General features: G+C 67.1%; 24 protein-coding genes, 1 tRNA gene and 1 pseudogene. 12 read left to right on the top strand and 14 right to left on the bottom strand.

The window, feature by feature from the left end:
- Window positions 1–19: 19 nt before the first annotated feature.
- Complete coding sequence (locus FHU13_RS05870) at window positions 20–1324, bottom strand: MFS transporter (protein WP_246714524.1); 1305 nt, start codon at window positions 1322–1324, stop codon at window positions 20–22.
- Between the two features lie 284 nt (window positions 1325–1608).
- Here FHU13_RS05870 and FHU13_RS05865 point away from each other — a divergent pair, with 284 nt between their 5' ends.
- Window positions 1609–2655, top strand: coding sequence for an alpha/beta hydrolase (locus FHU13_RS05865; RefSeq protein WP_183434936.1), 1047 nt, complete (start codon window positions 1609–1611; stop codon window positions 2653–2655).
- Between the two features lie 54 nt (window positions 2656–2709).
- Window positions 2710–3576 (top strand): NAD(P)-dependent oxidoreductase, encoded by an 867-nt coding sequence (locus tag FHU13_RS05860; protein WP_183434935.1) that lies wholly within the window; start codon window positions 2710–2712, stop codon window positions 3574–3576.
- 3 nt (window positions 3577–3579) lie between these two features.
- Here the strand turns inward: FHU13_RS05860 and FHU13_RS05855 are convergent, their stop codons facing one another.
- Complete coding sequence (locus FHU13_RS05855; protein WP_183434934.1) at window positions 3580–4287, bottom strand: glutathione S-transferase N-terminal domain-containing protein; 708 nt, start codon at window positions 4285–4287, stop codon at window positions 3580–3582.
- Window positions 4288–4515: 228 nt separating this feature from the next.
- Here FHU13_RS05855 and FHU13_RS05850 point away from each other — a divergent pair, with 228 nt between their 5' ends.
- The 3 genes from FHU13_RS05850 to FHU13_RS05840 all read left to right on the top strand — a co-directional run bounded on the left by FHU13_RS05850 (window position 4516) and on the right by FHU13_RS05840 (window position 5165).
- Window positions 4516–4686 carry a hypothetical protein gene (locus FHU13_RS05850; RefSeq protein ID WP_246714497.1) on the top strand — a complete coding sequence of 57 codons (171 nt, stop codon included), beginning with the start codon at window positions 4516–4518 and terminating at the stop codon, window positions 4684–4686.
- Window positions 4687–4749: 63 nt separating this feature from the next.
- Window positions 4750–4826, top strand: a tRNA-Pro gene (locus FHU13_RS05845).
- Between the two features lie 27 nt (window positions 4827–4853).
- Window positions 4854–5165, top strand: a complete 312-nt coding sequence (locus FHU13_RS05840; protein ID WP_183434932.1) for an ETC complex I subunit — start codon at window positions 4854–4856, stop codon at window positions 5163–5165.
- 9 nt (window positions 5166–5174) lie between these two features.
- On the opposite strand, the gene FHU13_RS05835 is transcribed toward FHU13_RS05840, so the two are convergent.
- The 3 genes from FHU13_RS05835 to FHU13_RS05825 all read right to left on the bottom strand — a co-directional run bounded on the left by FHU13_RS05835 (window position 5175) and on the right by FHU13_RS05825 (window position 7688).
- Entirely contained in the window at window positions 5175–5636 is a 462-nt protein-coding gene (locus FHU13_RS05835) for a nucleoside deaminase (RefSeq protein WP_183434931.1), read from the bottom strand.
- 14 nt (window positions 5637–5650) lie between these two features.
- Window positions 5651–6715 (bottom strand): spore photoproduct lyase family protein, encoded by a 1065-nt coding sequence (locus tag FHU13_RS05830; protein ID WP_183434930.1) that lies wholly within the window; start codon window positions 6713–6715, stop codon window positions 5651–5653.
- A gap of 190 nt (window positions 6716–6905) precedes the next feature.
- Window positions 6906–7688 (bottom strand): SHOCT domain-containing protein, encoded by a 783-nt coding sequence (locus FHU13_RS05825; RefSeq protein WP_183434929.1) that lies wholly within the window; start codon window positions 7686–7688, stop codon window positions 6906–6908.
- A gap of 232 nt (window positions 7689–7920) precedes the next feature.
- Here FHU13_RS05825 and glgX point away from each other — a divergent pair, with 232 nt between their 5' ends.
- From glgX to FHU13_RS05810, 3 genes are all read left to right on the top strand, one after another.
- Complete coding sequence (gene glgX, locus FHU13_RS05820; protein ID WP_183434928.1) at window positions 7921–10191, top strand: glycogen debranching protein GlgX; 2271 nt, start codon at window positions 7921–7923, stop codon at window positions 10189–10191.
- A gap of 204 nt (window positions 10192–10395) precedes the next feature.
- Window positions 10396–11991 (top strand): hybrid sensor histidine kinase/response regulator, encoded by a 1596-nt coding sequence (locus FHU13_RS05815; protein WP_183434927.1) that lies wholly within the window; start codon window positions 10396–10398, stop codon window positions 11989–11991.
- 26 nt (window positions 11992–12017) lie between these two features.
- Complete coding sequence (locus FHU13_RS05810; RefSeq protein WP_183434926.1) at window positions 12018–12335, top strand: plasmid stabilization protein; 318 nt, start codon at window positions 12018–12020, stop codon at window positions 12333–12335.
- A gap of 50 nt (window positions 12336–12385) precedes the next feature.
- Here FHU13_RS05810 and FHU13_RS05805 read toward each other — a convergent pair whose 3' ends face one another.
- The gene (locus FHU13_RS05805; protein ID WP_183434925.1) at window positions 12386–13600 is read right to left on the bottom strand and encodes an NADP-dependent isocitrate dehydrogenase; all 1215 of its coding nucleotides are present in this window, start codon (window positions 13598–13600) and stop codon (window positions 12386–12388) included.
- Between the two features lie 428 nt (window positions 13601–14028).
- On the opposite strand from FHU13_RS05805, the gene FHU13_RS05800 reads away from it, so the two are divergent.
- Both FHU13_RS05800 and FHU13_RS05795 read left to right on the top strand, forming a co-directional pair.
- Entirely contained in the window at window positions 14029–14577 is a 549-nt protein-coding gene (locus FHU13_RS05800) for a formaldehyde-activating enzyme (RefSeq protein WP_012455208.1), read from the top strand.
- Window positions 14578–14645: 68 nt separating this feature from the next.
- Window positions 14646–15383, top strand: a complete 738-nt coding sequence (locus tag FHU13_RS05795; RefSeq protein ID WP_183434924.1) for an RNA methyltransferase — start codon at window positions 14646–14648, stop codon at window positions 15381–15383.
- 3 nt (window positions 15384–15386) lie between these two features.
- On the opposite strand, the gene FHU13_RS05790 is transcribed toward FHU13_RS05795, so the two are convergent.
- From FHU13_RS05790 to FHU13_RS05755, 8 genes and pseudogenes are all read right to left on the bottom strand, one after another.
- Window positions 15387–15725: a hypothetical protein gene (locus FHU13_RS05790; RefSeq protein ID WP_183434923.1), complete on the bottom strand. Its 339-nt coding sequence runs from the start codon at window positions 15723–15725 to the stop codon at window positions 15387–15389.
- 29 nt (window positions 15726–15754) lie between these two features.
- Window positions 15755–16768 carry an NAD(P)-dependent alcohol dehydrogenase gene (locus FHU13_RS05785; RefSeq protein WP_183434922.1) on the bottom strand — a complete coding sequence of 338 codons (1014 nt, stop codon included), beginning with the start codon at window positions 16766–16768 and terminating at the stop codon, window positions 15755–15757.
- Window positions 16769–16996: 228 nt separating this feature from the next.
- Window positions 16997–18680, bottom strand: a pseudogene (locus tag FHU13_RS05780) (methyl-accepting chemotaxis protein).
- Window positions 18681–19183: 503 nt separating this feature from the next.
- Window positions 19184–19732: a murein L,D-transpeptidase family protein gene (locus FHU13_RS05775; RefSeq protein WP_183434921.1), complete on the bottom strand. Its 549-nt coding sequence runs from the start codon at window positions 19730–19732 to the stop codon at window positions 19184–19186.
- 7 nt (window positions 19733–19739) lie between these two features.
- On the bottom strand, window positions 19740–21035 hold the full coding sequence (locus FHU13_RS05770; RefSeq protein WP_183434920.1) for an O-acetylhomoserine aminocarboxypropyltransferase/cysteine synthase family protein: 1296 nt from the start codon (window positions 21033–21035) through the stop codon (window positions 19740–19742).
- 144 nt (window positions 21036–21179) lie between these two features.
- The gene (locus FHU13_RS05765) at window positions 21180–21566 is read right to left on the bottom strand and encodes a response regulator (protein WP_183434919.1); all 387 of its coding nucleotides are present in this window, start codon (window positions 21564–21566) and stop codon (window positions 21180–21182) included.
- A gap of 113 nt (window positions 21567–21679) precedes the next feature.
- Window positions 21680–23077 carry a heterodisulfide reductase-related iron-sulfur binding cluster gene (locus tag FHU13_RS05760; RefSeq protein ID WP_183434918.1) on the bottom strand — a complete coding sequence of 466 codons (1398 nt, stop codon included), beginning with the start codon at window positions 23075–23077 and terminating at the stop codon, window positions 21680–21682.
- A gap of 147 nt (window positions 23078–23224) precedes the next feature.
- Complete coding sequence (locus tag FHU13_RS05755) at window positions 23225–23581, bottom strand: DUF6460 domain-containing protein (protein WP_183434917.1); 357 nt, start codon at window positions 23579–23581, stop codon at window positions 23225–23227.
- A 216-nt stretch (window positions 23582–23797) separates the two neighbouring features.
- On the opposite strand from FHU13_RS05755, the gene FHU13_RS05750 reads away from it, so the two are divergent.
- Both FHU13_RS05750 and FHU13_RS05745 read left to right on the top strand, forming a co-directional pair.
- Window positions 23798–24748, top strand: coding sequence for an alpha/beta hydrolase (locus FHU13_RS05750; protein ID WP_183434916.1), 951 nt, complete (start codon window positions 23798–23800; stop codon window positions 24746–24748).
- 122 nt (window positions 24749–24870) lie between these two features.
- The gene (locus FHU13_RS05745) at window positions 24871–25743 is read left to right on the top strand and encodes a hypothetical protein (protein WP_183434915.1); all 873 of its coding nucleotides are present in this window, start codon (window positions 24871–24873) and stop codon (window positions 25741–25743) included.
- Window positions 25744–25833 lie beyond the last annotated feature (90 nt).

Here is a 25833-nt window from a genome sequence, read left to right as displayed (position 1 = left end):
GCTGATCAGCGGTGCACGGTCACGGACCCGTCCTCCGCAAGCCGCTCGCCACCGCACCGATCAGCGCCAGGGCGACGGCGCACCAGAGGGTGAGGGCGAAGGCGCCCACAGGACCGCCGGAGATCAGGCCGAACAGCACGGCGACCAGCGCTGCCCCCACCGATTGGCCGACGAGTCGGGCGCTCGCCTGCATGCCGCTGGCGCCACCGCTGCGCTCCCGCGGGGCGCTCGTGATGATGACCTTGTTGTTGGGCGACTGGAACAGCCCGAAGCCGACCCCTGAAAGCGTCAGCCGCCAGACCACGTCGAGGGTCGTGGGTGCCTCCGGCAGGACGGCGAGGGACGCCATGCCGGCCGCGAGAAGGACGAGCCCGAGGCTGCCGAGCAGTCCCGGCGGAAAGCGGTCGGCGAGCCGGCCTGCGAAGGGCGACATCGCCGCGATGGCGAGCGGCCAGGGGGTCATCAGGAAACCGGTACGGGTCTCCGAGAAGCCCAGTCCGTCATGGAAGTAGAAGGGCAGGGCGACGTAGGCGATCATCTGCGCTGCGAAGGAGCAGACCGAGGCCACCATCGACAGGGCGAAGGCCGGAATCCGCAGGAGGTCGACGGGCAGGAGCGGCGCTGCTAGCCGGACCTGGCTGCGCACGAAGACGATTCCGACCGCAACCGACGCGATGATCGTCGCCAGGGCGAGCCAGCGCGTGCCAGGATCGGCGAGGCCGTCGAGGCCGACGATCAGCAGGCCGATGGTGAGGGCGTTGAGGCCGGCGCTTCGCAGGTCGAAGCGGCGGGCGGAGCGGGGTGTGTGCGGCAGGGTGCGGGCTCCGACCGCCAGCGCCACGAGCCCGACCGGCACATTGACGAGGAACAGCCAGGGCCAGGCCGCGACGGAGAGGATCGCGGCGGCGACCGTCGGCCCGGCGGCGGCGGCTACCGCGACGATGAGCGCGACGTTGCCTACCCCGCGCCCGATCAGTCGATGCGGATAGATGAAGCGCACGAGCGCGATGTTGACGCTCATGATCCCGGCCGCGCCGAAACCCTGGGCGACCCGCGCGGCCGTGAGGCTCGCGAGGTTCGGCGAGACCGCGCAGGCGAGCGAGGCGGCCGTGAAGACGGCAAGCCCGGCGAGATAGATCCGGCGATAGCCCCAGATCTCGCCGAGCGTCGCGAAGGGCAGCAGGGCGGCGGTGACCGCGATCTGGTAGGCGCTGACGACGAAGATCGCGTCCGAGGCCGGAACCTCGAGGTCGCGGGCGATCACCGGAAGGGCGACGTTGACGATCGCTCCATCGAGTACCGCCATGGCGATGGCGAGCGCCATGGCGGAGAGCGCCAGCAGCCGGTCCCGCAATGGCAACCCGTCGCCGCCGGCCTCTCCCGATTTCCGTGCCGTCACCGTCCACCGTCCGGAGCTTGCAGGCTGTCGATCCGCCCTATCTGTCCCTCACCGGGCGACGCGCTTAACCTCAACACCGGCGCGCCGTCGGGGCGGAGCCCGGCCCGATTACGCACCCTCCTCCGGCAATCCGAGCCTGGGACGGCGCGCTCACGTTTTGTGTCTGTATCGTCTTTTTCTGACAGCCGGCCACCGGAGACGAAGTGTCCATGCGTGCCCACTCGATCCTTGCGCGTCGCCTTGCGCATCGCCTCGCGCCTTGCCTCGCGCTCTTCCTCGCGTCGCTGCTGACACTGACACCGGCTGCCGTCCGTGCCGAGGAGCAGCAGCCGCTCGGCATCGGCCTCGAAGGCTTCGCCTATCCCTTTCCGGTGCGCTTCCTGCCCCTGACGCGCGACGGTGAAGCCCAGCGCCTCGCCTACATGGACGTGCCGGCCGCCGACAACGCCAACGGACGCACGGTGCTGCTGCTGCACGGGCGCAACTTCCCTTCGAGCTATTGGGAGCCGGTGATTCGCGCCCTCTCGAACGCGGGCTACCGGGTGGTGGTCCCCGACCAGCTCGGCTTTGGCAAGTCCTCGAAACCGGTCGGTGCCTTCACCTTCGACCGGATGGCCGCCGACACGATCGCGCTCGCCGACAGCCTGAAAATCCAGCGGTTCGACGTGGTGGCCCATTCCATGGGCGGCATGCTCGCGGTGCGTCTCGCGCGGAGCTACCCGCAGCGGGTGAATAGCCTGGTGCTGGAGGCGCCGATCGGGCTGGAGGATTACCGGTTCACCGTCCCACCGGTCTCTGACGAGACGCTGCTCGCCCGCGAGGGCGATCTTAGCGCCGACGCCTACCGCAAGCAGTTGATGACGAGCTACGCGCTCTCGATCCCCGCTGCGGCGATCGAGCCGTTCGTGTCGATCCGCGAGCGAGTGAAGGGCTCGGGCGAGTATCCGCGCTGGCTCAAATCCTTCGTGAACTCCTACCAGATGATCTGGGGCCAGCCGGTCGTCCACGAGATCCCGCTCGTGAAGGCGCCGACCCTGTTCATCATGGGGGCCAACGACCACAATGCCCCCGGCAAGGGCTTCGCGCCGGCGGAGATGCGCTCCGGCATGGGCGACAACACCGGCCATGCCCGCTCGCTCGCCGGCCGGATGCCGAACGGCAAGGCGGAGGTCATCAACAATGTCGGCCACCTCGTCCACATGGAGGCGACCGAGATGTTCAACACGCTGACGCTGGAATTCCTCAACACCCACTGAGCGCCCAGGCGTTCCCGCCGCGACGGGGACGAGGCAGCAATCCGGAGTTGACACATGGATGTCGGTTTCATTGGGCTCGGCCGCATGGGCCGGGCCATGGCGGCGCGGCTCGTCGCGGCGGGGCACCGGGTGCGGGTGTGGAATCGCTCGCCCGAGGCGGCTGAGGCGGTTCAGGGTGCGGAGCCTGTGGGGAGCGCGGCCGAGGCCTTTTCCGGTGATGCCGCGATCACCATGCTGGCTGACGATGCAGCCCTGCGTTCGGTCATCGTCGAGGGCGGCCTGCTCGACACCGGGCAGCGTCCGGCCGTGCATATCGGCATGTCCACGATCTCGGTGGCACTCGCCAAGGAACTGGCGGCGGTGCACGGGCGCGCCGGTGTGGCCTACATCTCCGCCCCGGTCTTCGGCCGGCCGGACGCAGCGGAAAAGGGCGCGCTCAACATCATCGCCGCGGGAGATGACGGGGCGCTTGCGCGGGTGCAGCCATTGTTCGACGCCATGGGCAGCAAGACCTGGCGCTTCGGCGCGGAGCCGGAGCGGGCCAACGCCGTCAAGCTCGCGGGCAACTTCATGCTGGTTTCGGCCATCGAGGCGATGGGAGAGGCGGCCGCCTTCGCGGAGGGGCACGGCATCGCCGGGGCCGACGTGCTGGAGATGCTCACCAGCACCCTGTTCGCCTCGCCGGTCTACAAGAATTACGGCGCGATGATCATGGAAGGCCGCTACGAGCCGCCGGGCTTCACCATCCGGCTCGGACTCAAGGATGTCCGCCTTGCGCTCGCCGCGGGTGAGGCGGTCAACGTGCCGATGCCTTTCGCCAGCGTGCTGCGCGACAACCTCCTCGACGCCATCGCCCACGGCGACGGCGACAATGATTTTGCGGGCCTCGCCACGGTGGCCGCCCGGCGCAGCGGGCGGTAGGCCTCAGCGCTTGGTGTTCGTCGCGGTTTGGCCGAACATCACCCGCTTGGCGTCCTCGCTCATCGGCCGGCCGTAGTTCGGGTTGACCTCGGCCGCCCGCGCATAGGCTGCCTTGGTGGCGGAGCGCTCGGCGATCGCCTCGAACCAGCGCTTCAGGTTGGGATGATCGTCGAGCCGCTGGCCCTGCTTCTCCCACGGCACGATCCAGGGATAGGCGGCCATGTCGGCGATGGTGTAGTCGGCGCCCGCGACGAAAGCGCGGTCGGCGAGCCGCCGGTCGAGCACGCCGTAGAGTCGGTTCGTCTCCTTCACGTAACGATCGATGGCGTAGGGGATCTTCTCCGGCGCATATTGCGAGAAATGGTGGTTCTGGCCGAGCATCGGCCCGAGACCGCCCATCTGCCAGAACAGCCATTGCAGGGTCTCGGCCCGGCCGCGCAGGTCGGCGGGGAGGAAACGCCCCGTCTTCTCGGCGAGGTAGAGCAGGATCGCGCCCGACTCGAACAGCGAAACCGGCTGTCCCCCGTCGGCAGGGGCCTGATCGACGATGGCGGGCATGCGATTGTTCGGCGCGATTTTCAGGAAAGACGGCTCGAACTGCGCGCCCTTGCCGATATCGACAGGGTGGATGGTGTAGGGGAGACCGGCCTCCTCCAGGAACATCGTCACCTTGTGGCCGTTCGGGGTCGGCCAATAGTACAGATCGATCATCGCTACGCCTTGTCTCCGGGCCCGCGAGGGCAAGTCTGCCGGCCTGCGGCGAGGTGGGATCGCCGAGTGAGTGAATCAAGCGATCCGATCAAGCCGCGGCCGGCCCAGCGCATTGCGCCAATCCGCTGAGGACGTCTTTTACCTTTCCCGTGCTGAGTTGCCGGAACGCAGCGAGGACGGTTCATGGTCTCGGCAGTCTCCACGAGTTCGGCAGGCCTGAGTGCCGCCATGCAGCGCTTCGACGGAGCGGCGTCCCGCGCCGCCTCGCCGCAATCCGCCGCCGAGCCGGTCACGGCCGACGCCGACCTGGCTTCGGCCTCGTTCGGCGTCTCCGTGAACACCGCCGTGCTCAAATCCACGATCGAATCTGAGAAGCGCGTCCTCGATATCCTCGTCTGACCGTCCATGTGACGAGCAGCGCCTTGCCGGCCGAGAGCCGAGGCGGTATCTCCGTCACAGCGTCGGGGTGTAGCGCAGTCTGGTAGCGCATCTGCTTTGGGAGCAGAGGGTCGTAGGTTCGAATCCTATCGCCCCGACCATACCTCTCCGGAGACGTCAGCCGTCCGATGCCGAGCGCCCGCATCTACCGTCCCGCCAAGGATCCCGCGCAGTCCGGGCTCGCCCGCACCAAGCAGTGGGTGCTGGAGTTCGACCAGACTGAACCGCGCGAGACCGACCCGCTGATGGGCTGGACCGGCTCGTCGGACATGCTGCAGCAGGTGCGGCTCGAATTCGACACCTCGGAGGAGGCGGTGGCCTACGCCAAGTCGGCGGGCATCGCCTACCGTGTCGAGGAGACGCCGCCGCCGATCGCGCGCAAGGGCCTGTCCTACTCCGACAATTTCAAGTTCAACCGTACGGCGCCCTGGACGCACTGAACCGGGTACTCAGCGGCGCTTCCGCTCCGCCCAGGCGCGGTAGGGGCTCTGCTCATCCGGAAGCGGGTGGTGGCGCACCTGCATCGGCTGCTCTTCGAGCGGCCGGCACAGCTCGGCATAGATCCCGGCGCTGATCAGCCCCTCCGCTTCCGCCTCCTCGGCGGTGAAGGCGAAGTAGCCCTGTTTCACCCCGGCGAGCCGCATCGCCGCATGGCACATCGGGCAGGGTCGCCCGCTGGCGTAGACGATGCAATCGTCGAGTTTGGGCCGGCCGAGCCGCTGGCTCGCCGCGCGCAGTGCCACCATCTCCGCATGGTCGCTCGGATCGTTGGTGCGGTGAATGCGGTTGGCCGCCCGCGCCACGACCTCTCCTTCCCTCACGATCACCGCACCGTAAGGGCTGCCACCCTCGGCGACGTTGGCAAGCGCCAGTTCGGTCGCCTCGCGCAGGTAGGTCTCGTGATCCGGCATCCCGTCTCCTCCCGTCAGAACGCGTAGCGCACCCGGCAATAGGGCATCCGCTCGGCGAGCAGCGCCTTGAATCGGGCGAGCCATTTCCCCTTCCAGCCGGCGCGGTAGCGCAGGTTGTCGCCGCCACCCTCCGAGCGCTTGGTCTCCTGGATGTCCGGCCGCCAGAGCAGGTCCTCGGCCTTCGGGTGCCAGCCCAGATTGACCTCGTGCAGCCCGGCATTGTGAGTCAGCATGATGATCTCGCAGGCCAGCTGACCCTTGGCCGCGTCCGAGATCGTCCCGTCGATCGCGTCGAACAGCGCTGCCCAATCCGCCTCCCAGCCCTCGTAGAGGATCACGGGCGAGAAATTGACGTGGACCTCGTAGCCAGCCCGTACGAAGTCGTCGATCGCGGCGATCCGCTCGGGGATCGGTGCGGTTCGGACATCCACCGCCCGCGCGATCCGCGCCGGCATCAGAGAGAAGCGGATGCGGGTGCGTCCTTGCGGGTCGTAGGCGAGGAGATCCCGGTTGACGGCCTTGGTCGCGAACGAGCCCTTGGCGTTGGGCAGCCCGCGAAACAGCGCGACGAGATCGCGGACGTTGCCGCAGATCATCGCATCGACCGAGAGGTCGCCGTTCTCACCGAGATCGTAGACCCAAGCCTCCGGGTCGATCTGGTCGGGCTCAGGCAGCGGACCCTGCTTCTCCGCGTGGCGCGCGATCGCCGCACAGACCGCCTCGACGTTGACGAACAGCGAGATCGGGTTCGAGAAGCCCTTGCGGCGCGGCACGTAGCAATAGGCACAAGACATCGCGCAGCCATTCGAGGTGGAGGGCGCGATGAAGTGGGCCGAGCGGCCGTTGGGCCGCAGGGCGAGCCCCTTCTTCACGCCGAGCACCAGCGTCGAGCGTTTGATCCGCACCCAATCCTCGACCGAGCCGGCATTGCCGTGCAGCTCCGGAATGTTCCAGTGCGACGGGACCTCGATCCGCTCGGCATTCGGGTAGCGTGCCAGGATCTCGCGACCGCGGTGGAAGTCGGCGACCGCGGGTTCGTGGAAGATGCGGTCTATGTCGATGAGGTCGCGCAGGGCCATGGCCCGGATCTAGGGCGTTCGCGGCGATACGACGGGGCCTGCGGCGACAGGCCGTCGTGTCATGGGCGGACGTTCGCCCCAGCCGATCCGTCAGCGCGAGAGGATGCGGAGCGATCCGATGTCATGCCTGCTCCGGTTCGAGTCGAGCCCTGGATGGCTTCGGCTTCGCCCCGCCATGGCGGCGTAGGGATCAGAGCCGCGCCAGCAACTCCGCCTTCTTGGCCGAGAACTCCGTATCGGTCAGCACGCCCTTCTTGTGCAGTTCGGCCAGTCGTTCGAGGATCGAGAGAACATCGGCGGAGCCTGCGCTCGATGCGGCCGGGCCCTGCGGAGGGGCGGCGGGCTCACGCGAGACCGGATGGGCCGAGAACGCCGCCGATTCCCCCGTTGAAGACGTGAACGACGTTGCGCCCGTCGGTGCCGACGGTGTGGCCGCGGCATCCCACTCGACCGGCGTCAGATCCTCCAGCGAAAAACTCCCCTGCGGTCCGCTGAAGCGCAGCGACGACGTCCCGCCCTGCTGCTGGCTCGCGCCGGTGACGATGCGCTCGGCGGTGTCGTAGAGGGCGAGCCGTCCATTCGATTCGACGGCGAGCCGCCGCTTCTCGGGGAAGAAGGCGTAGCGCGTCCCGTTCTGCGCCCCCGCGCTCGACGGCAGGCCGAGATTGTCCGGCCACCAATTGCCCGAGGCTGCCTCCTCGCGGAAGCCGGAGAGCGGCAGGGCCGCGGCGAGTTCGGTGCAGAGGGCATCGACTCGGGCCTTCAGCGCGTGATCGTTCATCGATCCGACCATCACCATGCCGCCGCGCGACCACTGGCCGAAGCCGCCGAGATCGGGATGATCGAACTGGGCCATGTTGCCCTGGCCCGACTGAAGCGCCCGCAACAGGTGACGCACCGCGTCCAGGCTCACGCCATGCCGCTCGGCCAGTGCCTGGAGACCGGCGGGCCGGTGTTCGGGGTCTTCGATCATCGGCGGTTGTCCCCCACGACGTTGTCCATGCGATCGATGGAGCGCGTTGCAACGCCAGCCCCCACCGCGAGTTTCGTCCAAGGCCTACCACATCCGCCCACATCCGCGAGGGCGCAGCGGATCGGGAAAAATTTGCTGCGCCGCGTCAGCCGGAACGGAGCTTCGCGGTTCCGTGAACGTTCAGAGTCCGGCCGGACCCGCGGGGGCCGCCACAAGACAGAATGGGACGACGATGGCCGACACCGAGAGGACTGGGATGCCCAAGCCGCGCACGTCGCGCACGCGGATCCGCGAAGGCTCGCCGCATCCCCGCGGTGCGACCTGGGATGGCCGTGGCGTCAACTTCGCACTGTTCTCGGCCCATGCCACCAAGGTCGAGCTGTGCCTGTTCGACGACGAGGGCAAGAACGAGATCGAGCGCATCGAGCTGCCCGAGTACACCGACGAAGTCTGGCATGGCTACCTGCCGGACGCGCGCCCGGGCACGATCTACGGCTATCGCGTCCACGGCCCCTATGAGCCGGAGGCGGGCCACCGCTTCAACCCGAACAAGCTCCTGATCGACCCCTACGCCAAGGGCCTCGTCGGCACCATCGAGTGGAACCCGGCCCTGTTCGGCTACAAGATGGAGACCGGTGACGACCTCACCTTCGACGAGCGCGACTCCGCCCCCTATACCCGCCGCTCCCGGGTGATCGACCCGGCCTTCACCTGGGGCCGCGATGCCAAGCCCCGCGTGCCGTGGGAGCGCACCATCGTCTACGAGACCCACGTCAAGGGCTTCACCAAGCTGCACCCGGCGGTGCCGGAGAAGCACCGCGGCACCTATGCCGGCATGGGTCACCCGGCGGTGCTCGAGTACATCAAGAGCCTCGGCGTCACCTCGGTCGAGCTTCTGCCGGTGCATTCCTTCGTCCAGGACGATTACCTGCAGCAGAAGGGCTTGATCAACTACTGGGGCTACAACACGATCTCGTTCTTCACGCCCGCCCGGCGCTACGCCGCGGTGCCGGATTTCGCCTTCTCCGAGTTCAAGGAGATGGTGGCGCGCATGCATGGCGCCGGCCTCGAGGTGATCCTCGACGTGGTCTACAACCACACGGCCGAGGGCAACGAGAAGGGTCCGACGCTCTCCTTCAAGGGGGTCGACAACGCTTCCTATTACCGGCTGCTGCCGAACCAGCCGCGCTACTACATCAACGACACCGGCACGGGAAACACCTTCAACCTGTCGCATCCCCGCGTGCTGCAGCTCGTCACCGACTCGCTCCGCTACTGGGCGACCGAAATGCGGGTCGACGGCTTCCGCTTCGACCTCGCCACCATTCTGGGCCGCGAGCCCTACGGCTTCGACGAGGGCGGCGGCTTCCTCGACACCTGCCGTCAGGATCCGGTCCTCAACGACGTGAAGCTCATCGCCGAGCCCTGGGATTGCGGCCCCGGCGGCTATCAGGTCGGCGGCTTCCCGCCAGGCTGGGCCGAGTGGAACGACCGCTTCCGCGATGACGTGCGCGGCTATTGGAAGGGCGATGCCGGCCTCTTGCCGGGGCTCGCCTCACGCATCACGGCGTCGGCCGACAAGTTCAACAAGCGTGGGCGCCGGCCATGGGCCTCGGTGAACTTCATCACCGCTCACGATGGCTTCACGCTCAACGATACGGTTTCGTACAACGAGAAGCACAACGAGGCGAATGGCGAGGGCAACCGCGACGGGCACGGCCACAACCTCTCCTACAATTACGGCGTCGAGGGCCCGACCGACGATCCCGAGATCCGCTCGGTGCGGCTGCGCCAGATGCGCAACCTGCTCGCGACCTTGTTCCTGTCGAAGGGCACGCCGATGCTCTTGGCCGGTGACGAGTTCGCCCGCACGCAACAGGGCAACAACAACGCCTATTGTCAGGACAATGAGGTGTCCTGGGTCGATTGGGGGGCCATCGGCGAGGAAGAGCGGGATCTCGCCGAGTTCACGCAGCGCCTGATCCTGCTGCGCAATGCCCTGCCGATGCTCTCGCGCGGCCGCTTCGTGACCGGCGCCTACGACGAGGAGTTCGGCGTCAAGGACGTGACTTGGCTCACGCCCGCCGGCACCGAAATGTCGCCGGAGAACTGGAACGACGGCAATTCTCGCACGCTGGCCGTGCTGCTCGACGGGCGCGCCCAGGCGAGCGGCATCCACCGGCGCGGCGGCGATGCCACCCTTCTGCTGTTCTACAACGCCTATCACGACGTCGTGGACTTCACCCTGCCCGAGGCGGCCGGCGGCACGGCCTGGACACGGCTGCTCGACACCAACTTGCCCGACAGCCAGGAGATCGCAAGTTTCGCGGTCGGCGAAAGCTACTCGGTCACCGGCCGCTCGATGCTGATGTTCGTCCTCAAGCCAGTAGAGAGCGAGGACGAGGAGCACAGCGACATGGAACGTTCCTACCAGTACGTGATGCAGGCGTTCGAACGGGCGAATGTCGAGAGCGTGAGCTTCGGCATCGACGAGGAGGGCTGACGCCGCGGGGAGGGCCGCCTTTGGGGGTGGTCCCTCCCGCTGCCACGGTTCGGAGGCCGAGATCCTACCGTAGCCTCGCCCTACACTTTGCAACGTCTTTCTGCCGAAGCCGGGGCCCCTTTTTTCCCGACGACGCCCTCATCTTTGAATCGAGGAAGCGGCAACGCCGGTGGCCTCGACCGTCACGCCACGCCGTGGGTTCGCATGACCGACATTCCCGAAAAACGACCCCACGGCGTCCATGCGAGCGTCGAGACCGGTGCGGCCGGCCACGAGTTCGACGCCGGCAGCGACATCTTCTTCGCGGCCGTCACCATGACGCGCATGCCGATGGCGGTGGTCGATCCGAACCGTGACGACCATCCGATCGTCTTCGTGAACCAAGCCTTCCTTGAAATGACGGGCTATGCGCGGGAGGAGGTGATCGGCCGCAACTGCCGCTTTCTCCAAGGCCCTGAGACCGATCCGGCGACGCGGACGCAAGTGCGCGAGGCCGTCGCGGCGCGGCGCGACATCGCCACCGAAATCCTCAACTATCGCAAGGACGGCTCGCCCTTCTGGAACGCGCTGTTCGTGAGCCCGGTCTACAACGCGGCCGGCGACCTCGTGTACTTCTTCGGCTCGCAGCTCGACATCACCCGCCGCCGCCTCGCCGAGGAGTCGCTGCATCAGTCGCAGAAGATGGAGGCGATCGGGCAGCTCACCGGTGGGATCGCCCACGACTTCAACAATCTGCTCCAGGTCATCCTGGGCTACGCCGACTCGCTGGCGACCAATCTCGAGCGGCCGGATGCCGATCCGGGACGCATGGGCCGCGCCGTCGCCAACATCCGCGAGGCGGCGGAGCGGGCCTCGACGCTGACGCAGCAATTGCTCGCCTTCGCCCGCAAGCAGCGCCTCGTCGGCCGCACCCTCAACCTCAACGACCTCGTCTCCGAGACCAAGGAACTGGCAGCGCGCACGCTGGGCGACGCGGTGACGATCGAGACCGACCTTGCCCCCGATCTCCTCGCCTGCCGGATCGACCGGACTCAGGCCGAGGTCGCCCTGCTCAACGTGCTCATCAACGCCCGCGATGCGATGCCGGAGGGAGGGCGCGTCACCATCACGACCCGCAACGAGGAAGCCGGTCGCCCCGACGGCACGGGCCGCCTCGTCAGCGTTGCGGTGACGGATACGGGTTCCGGCATCCCCTCGGACATGCTCGCACGGGTGATGGACCCGTTCTTCACTACGAAGGAGGAGGGCAAGGGCACCGGGCTCGGCCTGTCCATGGTCTACGGCTTCGCCAAGCAGTCCGGCGGCTTCGCGCAGATCGAGTCGGCGGTGGGGGAGGGGACGACCGTGCGCCTGTCCTTCCCGGCCACCGAGGAGGAGGGTGAGCCGAGGCCGGAGCCTCCTTCGACGGAGGAGCGACCGGGCACGGAGACGATCCTGATCGTGGACGACCGCGCCGACGTCGCCGAACTCGCCCGGGCGATCCTGCGCGATTACGGCTACGGCACCCTGATGGCTCGTCACGGCCGCGAGGCCCTGGAGATCTTGAGCGACCACCCGGAGATCGACCTGCTCTTCTCCGACCTGATCATGCCCGGCGGTATGGACGGCCTGTCGCTCGCCCGCGAGGCGCGCCGCCGCCACCCTGCTCTCAGAATTTTGCTCACCACCGGCTACGCCGAGGCCAGCCTGGAGCGAACCGGAATCGAGCGTCCGGAGTTCGATATCCTGAACAAGCCGTACCGCCGCGCCGAGTTGATCCGGCGGGTGCGGACGACCCTCGACGCGCCGATCCGAACCTGACCGGCGCGGCAGATCGGGAGAGCATCATGGCTCAGGGCGACAAGTCGAAATACACGGACAAGCAGATCCGTAAGGCGGAGCACATCGCCGAATCCTACGAGTCCCGCGGGGTGCCTGAGAAGGAAGCGGAATCCCGCGCCTGGGCGACCGTCAACAAGGACGACGGCGGCGGCAAGAAGCCCGGCGGCTCGGGCCGCGGCCAGGCGACGGGCCACCCGGCCGCGCACAAGGGCGGTCGTACAGGCGGCTCGGCGTCGGCCTCACGCACGAAGGAGGAGCGCTCGGCCTCGGCCAAGAAGGCGGCCGAGACGCGCAAGCGGAATGCGGCGAAGAAGGCGGGCTGACGGTCGCGTCACCCTCTCCCTCTGCGGGAGAGGGTGGTCGTACCGCCCCCTCAGACAGCCATCGCCGCCTTCAGGTTCTCATCGACCTTGTCGAGGAAGCCGTTGGTGGTGAGCCACTTCTGGTCCGGACCGACGAGGAGGGCGAGATCCTTCGTCATGTGGCCGGCCTCGACGGTGTCGACGCAGACCTTCTCCAGCGTCGAGGCGAACTTCGCGAGATCGGCGTTGCCGTCGAGCTTGGCCCGATGGGCGAGGCCACGGGTCCAGGCGAAGATCGAGGCGATCGAGTTGGTTGAGGTCGCCTTACCCTTCTGGTGCTCGCGGTAGTGACGGGTCACGGTGCCGTGGGCGGCCTCGGCCTCCACCGTCTGGCCGTCCGGCGTCATCAGCACCGAGGTCATCAGGCCGAGCGAGCCGAAGCCCTGCGCGGCCGTGTCCGACTGCACGTCGCCATCGTAGTTCTTGCAGGCCCAGACATAGCCGCCCGACCACTTGAGGCACGAGGCCACCATGTCGTCGATCAGGCGGTGCTCGTAGGTGAGGCCGAGCGACTGGAACTTCGACTTGAACTCCTCGTCGAACACCTTCTGGAACAGGTCCTTGAACCGGCCGTCATAGGTCTTCAGAATGGTGTTCTTGGTGCTCAGATAGACCGGGTACTTGCGGGCGAGGCCGTAGTTGAACGAGGCCCGCGCAAAATCGATGATCGACTGGTCGATGTTATACATCGACATGGCGACACCGGCATCGGGGAACTTGAACACTTCTTTCTCGATCACGGTGCCGTCGTCACCCTCGAACTTGATGGTGAGGCGGCCCTTGCCCGGAACCTTGAAGTCCGTGGCACGATACTGGTCGCCATAGGCGTGGCGGCCGATGACGAAAGGCTGGGTCCAGCCCGGCACGAGGCGCGGCACGTTCGAGCAGATGATCGGCTCGCGGAAAATCACGCCGCCGAGGATGTTGCGGATCGTACCGTTGGGCGAGCGCCACATCTCCTTGAGCTTGAACTCCTCGACGCGGGCCTCGTCCGGCGTGATCGTGGCGCATTTCACGCCGACGCCGTGGCGCTTGATCGCCTCGGCCGCATCGATCGTCACCTGATCGTTGGTCGCGTCACGATGCTCGACGCCGAGGTCGTAATAGTCGAGGTCGAGATCCAGGTAGGGGTGGATGAGCTTGTTCTTGATCTCCGCCCAGATGATCCGGGTCATCTCGTCGCCGTCGAGCTCGACGACCGGATTGGCCACCTTGATCTTCGCCATGTCGGTCCCTCAGTTACCCGGTGCCGGGCGCCCGGCCGATTGCCCGTCGCACGTCTTCCCCGGAACCCTGTCGCCGCCCCTATAACGCAGCGCAGCAAGGCGACAAAGCGGGGCTCGAAGTGCCGGTTTCGGAAGCGTGAAACTGTCACCGACCCTGAGTGTCTCCGGCCCTGAGTGTAGGCCCGGCGCCGGTCCGGTCGGAGCGCCACGATGTAGCGCGTCCTGTCGCTCACGGTTCCCCCATGGAGACGGGCGAAGGCGAGGCGGTGAGCCGCGGTCGCCCGGCTCGGGCGTCGCTCAGCCAAAGCGGATGTCGGTCCCGCGCAAGAGCGCGTGTCAGCGTAGCGCTAAGCAGCCTGGACAAACACGGCCGGCGCTGCGACGACCCGCGCGTCATACAAACGGCCGATCACGAGGAAGGACACACCATGAGCGACCGCATCATCCTGCGCGCCGGCGAGGCCCTCGTCGCGGGCGGCCCGCCCAACACCGCGTCCGAGCCCGAGGTCATCATCGGCGAGCTCGACGGTCCCGTCGGCACCGCGCTCGCCACGCTCACCGGCGATCAGGTCGTCGGCCACAGCCGCGTCTTCGCGCTCCTGAACACGGACATCATGGTCCGCCCGGTGACGCTGTGCGTCTCCAAGGTGAGCGTGACGGAGAACAAGTACACCTCGATCCTGATGGGCACGGTGCAGTACGCCATCGCGAACGGCGTGCTCGACGCGGTGCGGGCCGGCTACATCCCCAAAGAGAAGGCCAACGATCTCGGCATCATCTGCTCGGTCTGGCTCAGCCCCGGCGTGATCCAGGCCGAGAATGTCGATCACAAGGCGCTGTTCGAGATCCAGCGCAAGGGCATGACCGAGGCGATCCGTAAGGCCATGACCAACGAGCCCTCGATCGATTGGCTGCTCGAGAACCAGGACAAGATCGTCCACAAGTACTACCAGATGGGCCTCGACGGTAAGATCTGAGGTCCCTCCGGATCTTGCGCCGCCGGCTCTGCCGGCGGCGCCCTCCGATGCGTTTGAGTGCTGGGACAATGAGCGCGCCCGTCGTCATCCTGGTCGAGCCGCAACTTGCCGAGAACATCGGCATGACCGCCCGCGCCATGGCGAATTTCGGCCTGTCCGAGTTGCGCCTCGTGGCGCCGAAGAACGGCTGGCCGAAGAAGGGCGTGCGGGAGGCGGCCTCCGGCGCGACGCACGTGCTCGATTGCGCGAAGGTCTACACCACCCTTTCCGAGGCCATCGCCGACCTGCACCACGTGCTCGCCACCACCGCCCGCGAGCGCGGGCAGATGAAGCGGGTCTTCGCTCCCGAGGAAGCCATGACGGCCACCGCCGAGCGGATCGGGCGCGGTGAGCGGATCGGGCTGATGTTCGGGCGTGAGCGGGTGGGCTTGAGCAACGACGAGGTGTCGCTCGCCGACGCCATCGTCACCTTCCCGGTGACGGATGAATTCCCCTCGCTCAACCTCGCCCAGGCCGTGCTGCTGATGGGCTACGAGTGGCGCCGTGCGGCCGGGCTCGCGACCCTGCGCTTCTCCGGGGAACTGCTCTCGCCGCCCGCGACCCGGGAGGCGCTGCTGTCGCTGTTCGCCAGCCTGGAGGAGACGCTGGCGAGCGCCGGCTTCTACCCGCCGGAAAAGCGCGAGATCATCGCCCGCAACATGCGCGACATGCTCCACCGCATGGCGCTGACCGATCAGGACGTGCGCACCTTCCGCGGGGCGCTGCGGGCACTGAACCGACGCGAATCGAAAGGCGACGAGGCGTAGAGGCTATCGCTGCACCAAGCCGAACCGTGTCAGGCAGACATGCTTGCCGAGCGAGGCGGGAGCGATCGGCACTGCCGGCGTCGTCCCATACGGGTTGCCGGTGGCATTGTCCTCGGATGCCCGGAAGGCACCGGCGACGTACGTGGTCTCGCACTGGTCGAATTTATTGCAGACCGCGAGCTTGGTGCAGATCGTTCGGCCCGCCCGCTCGTAGATGTAGTAGGTCGCACCGGAATAGGGTGGCCGGGGAAAGGTCTCGGTCCGCACCGTCGTGACGTCCTGTGCGCTGGCTGCCGTTGGCAGAAGCAGTGCCGAGAAGAGCCCCCACCACGCCGCACGCATCGCCGGTCCCTTTCTCCAATGGACGGCCGTCAACCGATCCGGATCACGATCTTGCCGACATGCGCGGCCTCGGCCAAGGCCGCCAGGGCGGCGGGTGCCTCCTCGAAGCCGTAGACCCGATCGATCACCGGTTTGATCCGGTGCAGGGCGATCGAGCGGTTCATGTCCTCGAACATTTCCCGCGAGCCGACGGCGACGCCGCGCACGATGCAACTCGCGCCGAGGATCGCCAGCGGGTCGATCGCCTCGCCCTCGGCAAGCAGGCCGATCAGGCCGACATGTCCGCCGGGCCGGGTCGAAGCGATGGAGCGCGGCAGGGTGCCGGTGCCGCCGACCTCCACCACGTGATCGACGCCCACGCCACCGGTCAGCCGGCGGACCTCCCGCTCCCAATCCGGATGGGCGCGATAGTTGATGGTCTCGTTCGCGCCGAGGGCACGGGCCCTCTCCAGTTTGGCATCGCTCGACGAGGTCGCGATGACGCGCGCGCCCGCCGCATGCGCGAGCTGGATCGCGAAGATCGAGACGCCGCCGGTGCCGAGCGTCAGCACCGTCTCGCCGGTCCTGAGGGGCTTGAGGCCGTAGAGCGCGTTCCAGGCGGTCACGGCCGCGCAGGGCAGCGTCGCGCCTTCCTCGAAGCTGAGGTGGGCGGGAAGCGTGACGAGCCCGTCCTCGTCGAACACCTGATACTCGGTCAGCACCCCGTCGATGGCGCCGCCGAGCGCGGTCTGCCACATATCGGCCACCTGTGCCCCGCCGAGCCAGCTCTGCGAAAAGATGCCGGCGACCCGCTCGCCGCCCTTGAAGCGGCGCACGCCCTCACCGAGCGCAACGATCTCGCCCGCTCCGTCCGAGACCGGGATCAGCCGATCGAGGTTGATCGCGAAGGGGTAGCGGCCCTCGCAGATCAGCAGGTCGCGGTAGTTGAGGGAGGCGGCGCGCATCCGCACCAGAACCTGCCCGCGCCCCGGCTCGGGCGTCGGACGCTCGGCGCTCTTCCAGCTCTCGGGGCCTGCGGCGGCGGACATCTCGTAAGCGCGCATGGCGGTCTCCCGTGGCGTTTCGATTCTCGGATCGACGCAGGCCCATATGGGAAGAGGCCGCCCGAAGGCGACCTCTTCTTCACAATTCCGAAGGCTGGCCCGAAGACGGCGTTCTGCTCCCCCGCTCGGAGCTACGCCTTGTCGCCGCGACGGACGCCCTGGTCACGGTCTTCCTTCAGGCGGCCGTCACCGAATATTGAACCGCAGGCGCGCAGAACCATCAGATGCTCACGCGGCGCGCACTGTCGTGAGGAAGCGGCTCACTTCCGCCGAGAGCCGCTCGGACTGGCGAGACAGCTCGGAGGCCGCGCCGAGCACTTGGTTCGCCGCCGCACCGGTTTCTTCCGAAGCGCGGGCCACACCGGCCATGTTGCTCGTGACCTCGGCCGTGCCGGTCGAGGCTTGGGCGACATTACGCACGATCTCCTGCGTCGCGGCACCCTGCTGCTCGACCGCCGCTGCAATGCCGGCCGCGACGCCGTTGATCTCGCGGATGCGGCCGGAGATTCCGCCTATGGCCGAGACCGCCTGATCGGTCGCACCCTGGATCGTGCCGATCTGCTGCGCGATCTCGCTGGTCGCCCGCGCGGTCTGGTTGGCGAGTTCCTTCACTTCCGCCGCGACCACCGCGAATCCACGCCCGGCTTCGCCGGCGCGCCGCCTCGATCGTGGCATTGAGCGCAAGCAGGTTGGTCTGCCCGGCGATCGTCGAGATCATCGAAACCACGTCGCCGATCTTGGCGGCCGCGCTCGACAGATTCTGGACCAGTCCGGCGGTCTGATCGGCTTCGCCGACCGCGGCCTGGGCGAGTTCGGACGAATTGGCCACCTGCCGGCCGATCTCGTGGACGGAGGTGCCGAGTTCCTCGGCCGCGGCCGCGACGGTCCCGACATTGGCCGCCGCCTCCTCGGCCGCGGACGCTACGGTGACGGATTGCGAGGCCGTCTCGGCGGCGGTCCCGGACATGCTCTGGGCCGTAGCCTGCAATTGGGTCGCTGCCGCGGTCACGGTGCCGATGATCCCGCCGACCGCCGCCTCAAAACTGTCGGCCATCGCCCGCATCGCGGCCTTCCGCTGTTCCTCGGCCGAAGCGCGGGCGAGCGCCGTCTCGGCTTCCAGAGCACGGGTGCGGATCAGGTTGTCCTTGAACACCTGGACCGCGCCGGCCATCGCGCCGATCTCGTCCCGGCGCTGACGGTAAGGCACGGGTGTCTCGACGTCGCCCGCAGCGAGGGCCCCCATCATGCCGGTGATGCCGGTGATCGGCCGCGAGATCCGCAGGAAGCTGAACGTCATCGCACCGAGGGCAAGGATCACGGCGATCGCCATTGCGACGCTCGCAGCGAGCGACGCCTTCTCGACATTGTCGACCGCGGCGGATGCGTCGCGAACGGAGCCGTCGCGATTGACGGCGATCGCGCGGGCGAGCACGTCGCTCGATTGCGTGTACACGGAGAGGAGGCTGGGCCCGACCAGCTCCGCCATGGCTTCTCGCTGCTGGCCCCGCTCCATCATCGCGATGATCCGCTGGCTGGCCTCATCGTAGCGGCTCCACAGCTCGGAGAACTGAGCGTAGAGGACGCGCTCTTCCGGAGCCAAGATCACGGGCTCGTAGCGCTTGCGCGCCGCCGCCATGTCGGCCACCGCGCGGTCGTAGAGGTTGCGGTTCGCCACCAACGTGTCGTGATCGGTGGACGTCGTGACGATCCGATACTGCCGCAGGCGTATCTGGCTCGCGGCGGCACCCATCTCGTTGATGGTGATGACCGATGGAAGCCAGTTGGAGGCGACCTCGTTGACGCCTCGGCGGATCGACGAGAGCTCCGTCAGAGAGATGACACCCTGGCCGATCGTGACGAGCGTGACCCCGCCGAACAGGGCGACGAGAGCAACTTTGAGAGACATACGCATCGGACAGTGAGGCGCGTAAAATGCCGAAGTGTCCGCCGCGCACGGATCACCCAGGTCTGGTGACGAAGACGTGATACATGAGATATGTTAACGAGAAGACCAAGATGTTCTCGCATTTTATTTTGAACATCGCCGATCAATTCAATAGAATATAATATTTTGTTTGTAGATATATTTGAATATAGAATCTAAGCCTCGCAGTCGACTCGCAAAAATCGCAGCAAATCAGTTGATGAAGGCATTTATTCCATGAATATAAATTAAAACAATCCAACGTGATTACATAATAATCCAACCACAATTGGCCAACAGGAAGAATTCTACGACGTTCGGTCACCTCACGATGCCGTCTCCTGAAGGCATCGACATCGCCGATACGGTCCGGGCCGAGTACATCCGAGGGCCGGCATCAGCCCGGATGAGCCGGCCCGGCGGGTATGACCCTGCGCCGAGCGCAAAACTCTCACGTCGATCCGTCATGCCAGCCGGGGAAGCGACGGCGTTCAGGGCCTAATCTCAATCGGCGTGCCGACTTCGACACGGGCATAGATCGCACGCATCTCGGCGTTGGTGACACCGACACAGCCCTGGGTCCAGTCCATCAGCCGATGCAGGCGGCCGAGCCACGAGAAGCCGTTCATCAGCCCGTGGATCATGATGTCCCCGCCGGGCGCGTAGCCGCTGGCCCGCGCCGCCGCTTCGTCGGCGGGGGAGGGGTAGGACACCTTGAGCGAGAGATGCGCGACGCTGCGCGGGTTGCGGAAGGCGACGGCGTAGACGCCCTCGGGTGTGCGCCCATCACCTTCGCGCGCCTTGTGCCCTTCCGGCGCGAAGCCGAGGGAGACGGGATAGATCGCGAGCGCACGCCCCTCGCGCAGCAGGGTCAGCCGCCGCGCGGCCTTCTCGACGAGAACGCGGTCGGCACGCTCCGGCTCGGCCGCCAGAGGAGGTTCGGTGCGGCCGAATTGGAGGACGTCGGCGAGGACGATGGCGCCCGCGGCGAGGATGGCGAGGCCGCCGATCATCGCCGCGATGCGCCCCCGCCTTGCCATGGCGGCCTCAGCCGATCTTCGCCAGCGCCTGCTCGATATCGGCGATCAGATCCTCCGGATCCTCCAGGCCGATCGAGAGGCGCACGGTCTCGGGGCCGACACAGGCCGCGGCGCGCTCCTCGGGGCGGAGCTGGCGATGGGTCGTCGTCGCCGGGTGGATCGCCAGCGACTTGATCTCGCCGATGTTCACGAGGTGGGAGATCAGCTCCAGGCCCGCGATGAACTGGAGCGCAGCCGGCTCGCCGCCCTTGAGCGCGAAGGTGAAGATCGAGCCCGGCCCCTGCGGCACGTAGCGGTTGGCCAGGGCCTCGCCCTTCTGGCCCGGCAGGGCCGGGTAGCTCACCCATTCCACCGCCGGATGGTCCCTGAGGTAGGCGGCGACCGTCTTGGCATTGGCGCAGTGGCGCTCCATCCGCAGCGGCAGGGTCTCGATGCCGGTGAGCGTCAGGAAGGCGTTCATCGGCGAGAGGCCGGGGCCGAGGTCGCGCAGGCCGAACAGCCGGCAGGCGACCGCGAAGCTGATCTCGGGGAAGCGTTCGCTGACGATCAGGCCGTCATAGTCCGGCCAAGGGTCGTTGATGAGGTTGTAGCGCGAGCCCTGAGCCTTCCAGTCGAAGGTGCCGGCATCGCAGATCATGCCGCCGATCACCTGTCCCGAGCCGCTCAGAAACTTCGAGGTGGAGTGGACGACGATGTCGGCACCGTACTCGATCGGACGGATGAGGGCAGGCGAGGCCAGGGTATTATCGATGACGAGCGGCAGACCGTGCCGCTTGGCGACGGCGGAGATGCCTTCCAGGTCCATCACGGTGGCACAGGGATTGACGATCGACTCGCAGATGATCGCCTTGGTCTGCGGGGTGATCGCCGCCTCGAAGGCCTCCGGCGTCAAGTCGGCGGCGAAGTGCGGCGTCAGGTCGTAGCGCCCTTCGAGGCGGCGCATCAGACCGAGCGAGCCGCCGAACAGGCGCGGCGACGCGACGTAGGCGTCGCCCGTCTGCATCAGCGTCATCATCACGAGCAACACCGCAGACTGCCCGGAGGACACGGCCACTGCCGCCTTGGCCCCCTCCAGCGCGGCGATCCGGCGCTCCAGCGCGGCGACCGTCGGGTTCGAGCCGCGCGAGTATGAGAAGCCGGTCCTGCGCATCGCGAAGATGTCGGCGGCCTGCTCGGTGGAGTCGAAGACGAAGCCGTTGGTGAAGTAGATCGGCTGCGCCCGCGCGCCGGTGGCGGGGTCGGGCGCGGCGCCCGCATGGACCGCCTGCGTGGCGAGACGGAGGGTTTTTGGCTGGGCGGTCATGGCAGGACCTGAACTGATCGGTCTGTCGGCGCGCGGGAGCGGCGCACCGGTCTCACGTGCCTTCTGCCGCGAAACGGTCCGCGGCGAAACCCGCGATTGGTCCTCGCGCGCATCGGCCATGCGCGAAATGTCTGGGAGCGGCCGTCAGGCGGCGCGCTTGAGGCAGGCCTTGAGAGTCCGCACCAGCATGGTCGGCGCGTAGGGCTTCGGGATGAAGCGGGCACCCTCCGGCATGTCGCCGGGGCCGGGCGTGCCCATGCCGGAAACGACCAGCACCGGAATTTCCGGCCAGCGGTGAGCGACGAGGCGGGCCAGGGCAAAGCCGTCCATCGAGCCCATCGGCATGTCGACGTCGGTCATCAGGATCTCGACGTCGGGACGATCCTGAAGCACGTCGAGGGCCTTGTCGGCATGATGCGCTTCGAGGACGTTGAACCCCGCCTCCGCCAACGTATCGGACGCTTCCATCAGCAGCAGGCCGTCATCTTCGACGAGGAGGACGACGGGCAACTCTGTCGGGTTCTCTGTCATAAGGCTGCAAACGATCTAGGGCCGACGCTGGTTGCGGGCCTAATTCGCACCTGCAGCAAGGTCAAGGAAGGGCCGACCTGCAATTGTGCAGAGCGGAGAAATCAATCTTGACCTTAAGCCGGCACCCGGGCCGCCGACGGCCGGGAGGGCAGATTCGCCAGCGCCTCCGGCCGCGGACCGCCGGTCGCCCAATCCAGCAGCTCGACCGTGTGCAGGATCGGGATCTCGGTGCCTTTCCCGATCTGAGTGGCGCAGCCGATATTGCCGGTGGCGATGATGTCGGGCCGGACGCGCTCGATATTGGCGACCTTTCGGTCGCGCAGCCGGGCGGCGATCTCCGGCTGGAGGATGTTGTAGGTGCCAGCCGAGCCGCAGCAGATATGGCCCTCCGGCACGTCCTTCACCGTGAAGCCCGCCTTCTTGAGGAGGGACTTCGGCTCGGTGCGGATAGCCTGCCCGTGCTGCATCGAGCAGGCGGAATGGTAGGCGACCACGAGGTCGGTATCCTCCACCGGCGGCAGCAGGCCGATCTCGGCCATGTACTCCGTCACGTCCTTGGCGATGCTTGAGACCCGCGCCGCCTTCTCGGCATAGGCCGGGTCGTCGCGGAACATGAAGCCGTAATCCTTGATCGTCGTGCCGCAGCCGGACGCCGTGACAACGATGGCATCGAGGCCGGATCCGTCCATCTCGGCGATCCAGGCGTCGATGGTGCGCTTGGCGTGGCCGTGGGCGGAGTCTTCGCGACCCATGTGGTGGGTCAGCGCGCCGCAGCAGCCTTCGCCCTTGGGCAGGACCACCTCGACCCCATGGCGGTTGAGCAGGCGGATCGCCGCCTCGTTGAAGGCCGGCCGCAACACGCTCTGGGCGCAGCCGCGCAAGAGCGCGACCCGGCCGCGGCGCTTGGCCGGACCCTTGTCCTCGCCGGTCTGGAACAGGGCGCTGATCTCCTGCGCCGCGGTGTCAGCGGGAAAGGTGCCGGGGCGGTCGGTGCGGTTGCGGTTCGGCAGTTGCGCGGGCGCGAGGTCGAGCATCGCCGCGAGCCGGTTGCCGACCCGTGGCAGCCGGGCGACGAGCGGACGGAACGGCACACCGATCTTCGCCGCGAGCAGCGCCAGCCGGAACCGGTTCGGGTAGGGCAGAACGAGGGTCAGCACCGTGCGCAAGAGCCGGTCGGAGAACGGACGCCGGTAGGTCTTCTCGATATGCGTGCGGGCGTGATCGACGAGGTGCATGTAATGCACCCCAGACGGGCAGGTCGTCATGCAGGACAGGCAGGAGAGGCAGCGGTCGACATGCTTGACGACCTCACGGCTCGCCGGTTTGCCACCCTCCAGCATGTCCTTGATCAGGTAGATGCGGCCGCGCGGTGAGTCGAGTTCATCGCCGAGCAGAAGGTAGGTCGGGCAAGTCGCGGTGCAGAACCCGCAATGGACACAGGTGCGAAGAATCTTCTCCGAGGCCGCCATGGCGGGGTCGGCGAGCTGCTCGGGAGCGAAACTGGTCTGCACGACGCGCCTCGATGCGGTTTCTTGCTTCTCCCTCGTCTCTTAGAACCGTTCGCGAGGGCGAGGCAATCGGAACGATTCTAAGCTGTTGTTGTGTCGCACGGGCTCGCGTCGCGGCGACGCTTCCGACGCCGCTCCGGCAAAAGCGCTTCAGCGTTCGCGCGACACGGTCAGCAGACGGGCGATGAACCAGATCGGCACCACCACCACCGCACCCGCGAGGATCCAGCGACCGAAATCGTGGAAGGTGTCGAGCCCGAGATCGATCAGCGAGCGCGCGAGATCGTAGAGCTGCCAGAACAGCAGACCGGGCGTGAGGCCGAACATCGCCATCACCGCGCCGACGAGCACGGACAGGAACAGCAGCTTCACGAAGACCACAGCGGGCGAACCGCCGAGGAAGCGGTTGAGCCCGGAGCGGCGGCGCGGCGCGCTGGTGCGCGGATCGGCCGGGTAGGCGCCCGAATCGAGCGGGGGACGGCGCCGCGTGTCATGATCGCCGATCATTCGGTCGTGTCCTCGCCCAATCCTCAAGACTTGGTGGCACCCCCGCAACGGCGTTGCTTCGCCGCCACACTCATGCGAAACCGCGGGCCGATCGTCTCATTCGACGCATTCGGGGTAGCAGCCAGATGGCATCCTCGAACGTTCCGCTCAAGATGGCAGGCTGAATCTCGCCCTGCCGGCCCTGACACTTCCACCCCACGCGACCCCACGAAGGCCATGATCGACCACGCTCTGTTCGACCCGGCGACCATCGATGCCGAGACGAAGGCGCTCAACGCTGAGATCGTGGCCGCCCATGCTGCGCAGGCTGATCCGTGGTCCCTGCCGATCGAGGAGGTGAGGGCGCGGCGCCGGGCGGGGACGCAGGCCTCCCCCGCGATGCCGCGCAGCCCACGCGCCGAGATCCTGACCATCGAGGGTCCGGGCGGTCCGCTGGCCCTTCGCGTCATCCGTCCGCAGGGCAAGGCGCGCGGCGCCTACCTTCATATCCACCGCGGCGGCTGGGTCTGGGGGGCGGCCGACGAACAGGACCCCTGGCTCGAGCGCATCGCCGACACCTGCGGCTTCGTCTGCCTCTCGGTGGAGTACCGGCTGGCGCCGGAGCATCCCTATCCGGCCGCCCTGGAAGATTGCGAGGCCGCGGCCCTCTGGCTCGCCGGCCCCGGCAGGGCGGAACTCGGCGTGCATGCGCTGACCATCGGCGGCGAATCCGTCGGCGCGCATCTCGCGGTGATGACGCTCCTGCGCCTGCGCGACCGGCACGGCCTGCCCCGCGCTTTCCGCGGCGCCAATCTCAATGCCGGCTTCTACGATCTCGGCCTGACCCCGAGCGTGCGGCTGTGGGGCGACGAGCGGCTCGTCATCAACACCACCGACCTCAAGCGCTTCGCCGACGGCTACGTGCGCGAGGGCATCGACCGGCGCCGTCCCGACGTGTCGCCGCTCTACGCCGACCTGAAGGGCCTGCCGCCCGCCCTGTTCACCGTCGGCACCGCCGACCCGTTGCTGGACGACACGCTCTACATGTCGGCCCGCTGGGCGGCCGCCAACAACGGCGGCCACACCGCGGTCTATGCCGGCGGCTGCCACATCTTCGTGCGCTATCCCGGCGCGTTGACGGAGCGGGCCTTGGAGCTGATCGACCGCTTCCTGATGGCGCTGGCCTAATCAACGCCAGTACTCGCCACCGCGAATATTGACGTCGCCGCACAGCCGATCAATGATGATCGCAGGCACTGCGCGCGAATCGAGAGCCTCTGGTTGGCGCGACGCCCAATCGCGAGTCTATCATGGCTATTCTCTTCACGATTTTGAGAGATGGCAACCAATTCTTCGCATCCGCCGATGGTGGACCAAGATTCTACGTTGGACGGCGCGTTCCTTACGAAGGCAATATCGGACTCTACAACATCTTTGCCGGGACCAAAATCGAACGCCTCAACTACTCGGCCGCCGATTACACGAATGCTTTCGGCTTCTGGGCCCGCTTCGTCGAACCAACGGCGGCTTGTGAGGGGCGGAATTTTCTGACGCTGAACACCTACGACTCCGCGTTCTTCACCTTCGGCTTCGGGCAGTTCGCTGCCCATGTTCCCGAGGGTGATTTCGTCATTTATTTCCGGACCATCCTGGGCCTCCCTGAAGCGGCGGATTACTTTCCGAACCTCACGCTGAGCGGCGGACATATCTGTAACGCCGACTCCCGTTCGGCTCCCGTCCCGCTCGAAGACAAGGACTCGACGGCCCGACTGATGAAGTACCTCAACCCGGATCTCTCGGAGGTTCAGGATGCCGAGGTGATCAATGCCGCCAAGCTCATTCACCTGACGAGCAAGGTTCCTGCCGCACGCGACGCCCAAGTGCGCATCATGACGGACGCGTACCGGGAATTCATGCGCCGGGGTGACGCGCGGGTCGGCCTCGACGGACGCACGGCCGCGGAATGCTGCGTCGTCGCCGACCTTCTGCACCATGGTCGCGGTGGCAGGATGCTGTGGCCGCTCGTCGACGCCGCCTTGAAAAGCCGGAATCCTTTCGAGTCGCTGATTGATATCGGCGCGCCACGCTGGAAAAGCCGGAAAGACAAGCTGAAGGCAGAGATTCGAGCAAGACCCGACTTTGCGACCCTGCGCTGGAACAGGGCAGGCGGCAGCTTCGTCTAAAGCCGCCTTCAGGCAGGGCGAAACCATACGATCGCGGACAGTTTCGAAAAGCAGTTTGCGCCGACCAATTAGACCAGAATACGAAATCGA

This window comes from Methylobacterium sp. R2-1 (assembly GCF_014191355.1).
Classification (GTDB): Bacteria; Pseudomonadota; Alphaproteobacteria; order Rhizobiales; family Beijerinckiaceae; genus Methylobacterium.
Note: the sequence above shows the minus strand (reverse complement) of the source record. Positions and strands in the feature narration are given on the sequence as shown.

Coding starts and splice junctions, on each gene's coding strand:
- FHU13_RS05775 (WP_183434921.1), bottom strand. CDS start 19,732: ATGGCAAGGCGGGGGCGCATCGCGGCGATGATCGGCGGCCTCGCCATC.
- FHU13_RS05770 (WP_183434920.1), bottom strand. CDS start 21,035: ATGACCGCCCAGCCAAAAACCCTCCGTCTCGCCACGCAGGCGGTCCAT.
- FHU13_RS05830 (WP_183434930.1), bottom strand. CDS start 6,715: ATGGCCCTGCGCGACCTCATCGACATAGACCGCATCTTCCACGAACCC.
- FHU13_RS05855 (WP_183434934.1), bottom strand. CDS start 4,287: ATGATCGATCTGTACTATTGGCCGACCCCGAACGGCCACAAGGTGACG.
- glgX (WP_183434928.1), top strand. CDS start 7,921: ATGGCCGACACCGAGAGGACTGGGATGCCCAAGCCGCGCACGTCGCGC.
- FHU13_RS05810 (WP_183434926.1), top strand. CDS start 12,018: ATGGCTCAGGGCGACAAGTCGAAATACACGGACAAGCAGATCCGTAAG.
- FHU13_RS05745 (WP_183434915.1), top strand. CDS start 24,871: ATGGCTATTCTCTTCACGATTTTGAGAGATGGCAACCAATTCTTCGCA.
- FHU13_RS05835 (WP_183434931.1), bottom strand. CDS start 5,636: ATGCCGGATCACGAGACCTACCTGCGCGAGGCGACCGAACTGGCGCTT.
- FHU13_RS05800 (WP_012455208.1), top strand. CDS start 14,029: ATGAGCGACCGCATCATCCTGCGCGCCGGCGAGGCCCTCGTCGCGGGC.
- FHU13_RS05795 (WP_183434924.1), top strand. CDS start 14,646: ATGAGCGCGCCCGTCGTCATCCTGGTCGAGCCGCAACTTGCCGAGAAC.
- FHU13_RS05805 (WP_183434925.1), bottom strand. CDS start 13,600: ATGGCGAAGATCAAGGTGGCCAATCCGGTCGTCGAGCTCGACGGCGAC.
- FHU13_RS05860 (WP_183434935.1), top strand. CDS start 2,710: ATGGATGTCGGTTTCATTGGGCTCGGCCGCATGGGCCGGGCCATGGCG.
- FHU13_RS05765 (WP_183434919.1), bottom strand. CDS start 21,566: ATGACAGAGAACCCGACAGAGTTGCCCGTCGTCCTCCTCGTCGAAGAT.
- FHU13_RS05815 (WP_183434927.1), top strand. CDS start 10,396: ATGACCGACATTCCCGAAAAACGACCCCACGGCGTCCATGCGAGCGTC.
- FHU13_RS05865 (WP_183434936.1), top strand. CDS start 1,609: ATGCGTGCCCACTCGATCCTTGCGCGTCGCCTTGCGCATCGCCTCGCG.
- FHU13_RS05850 (WP_246714497.1), top strand. CDS start 4,516: ATGCAGCGCTTCGACGGAGCGGCGTCCCGCGCCGCCTCGCCGCAATCC.
- FHU13_RS05825 (WP_183434929.1), bottom strand. CDS start 7,688: ATGATCGAAGACCCCGAACACCGGCCCGCCGGTCTCCAGGCACTGGCC.
- FHU13_RS05750 (WP_183434916.1), top strand. CDS start 23,798: ATGATCGACCACGCTCTGTTCGACCCGGCGACCATCGATGCCGAGACG.
- FHU13_RS05870 (WP_246714524.1), bottom strand. CDS start 1,324: ATGGCGCTCGCCATCGCCATGGCGGTACTCGATGGAGCGATCGTCAAC.
- FHU13_RS05755 (WP_183434917.1), bottom strand. CDS start 23,581: ATGATCGGCGATCATGACACGCGGCGCCGTCCCCCGCTCGATTCGGGC.
- FHU13_RS05840 (WP_183434932.1), top strand. CDS start 4,854: ATGCCGAGCGCCCGCATCTACCGTCCCGCCAAGGATCCCGCGCAGTCC.
- FHU13_RS05790 (WP_183434923.1), bottom strand. CDS start 15,725: ATGCGTGCGGCGTGGTGGGGGCTCTTCTCGGCACTGCTTCTGCCAACG.
- FHU13_RS05785 (WP_183434922.1), bottom strand. CDS start 16,768: ATGCGCGCTTACGAGATGTCCGCCGCCGCAGGCCCCGAGAGCTGGAAG.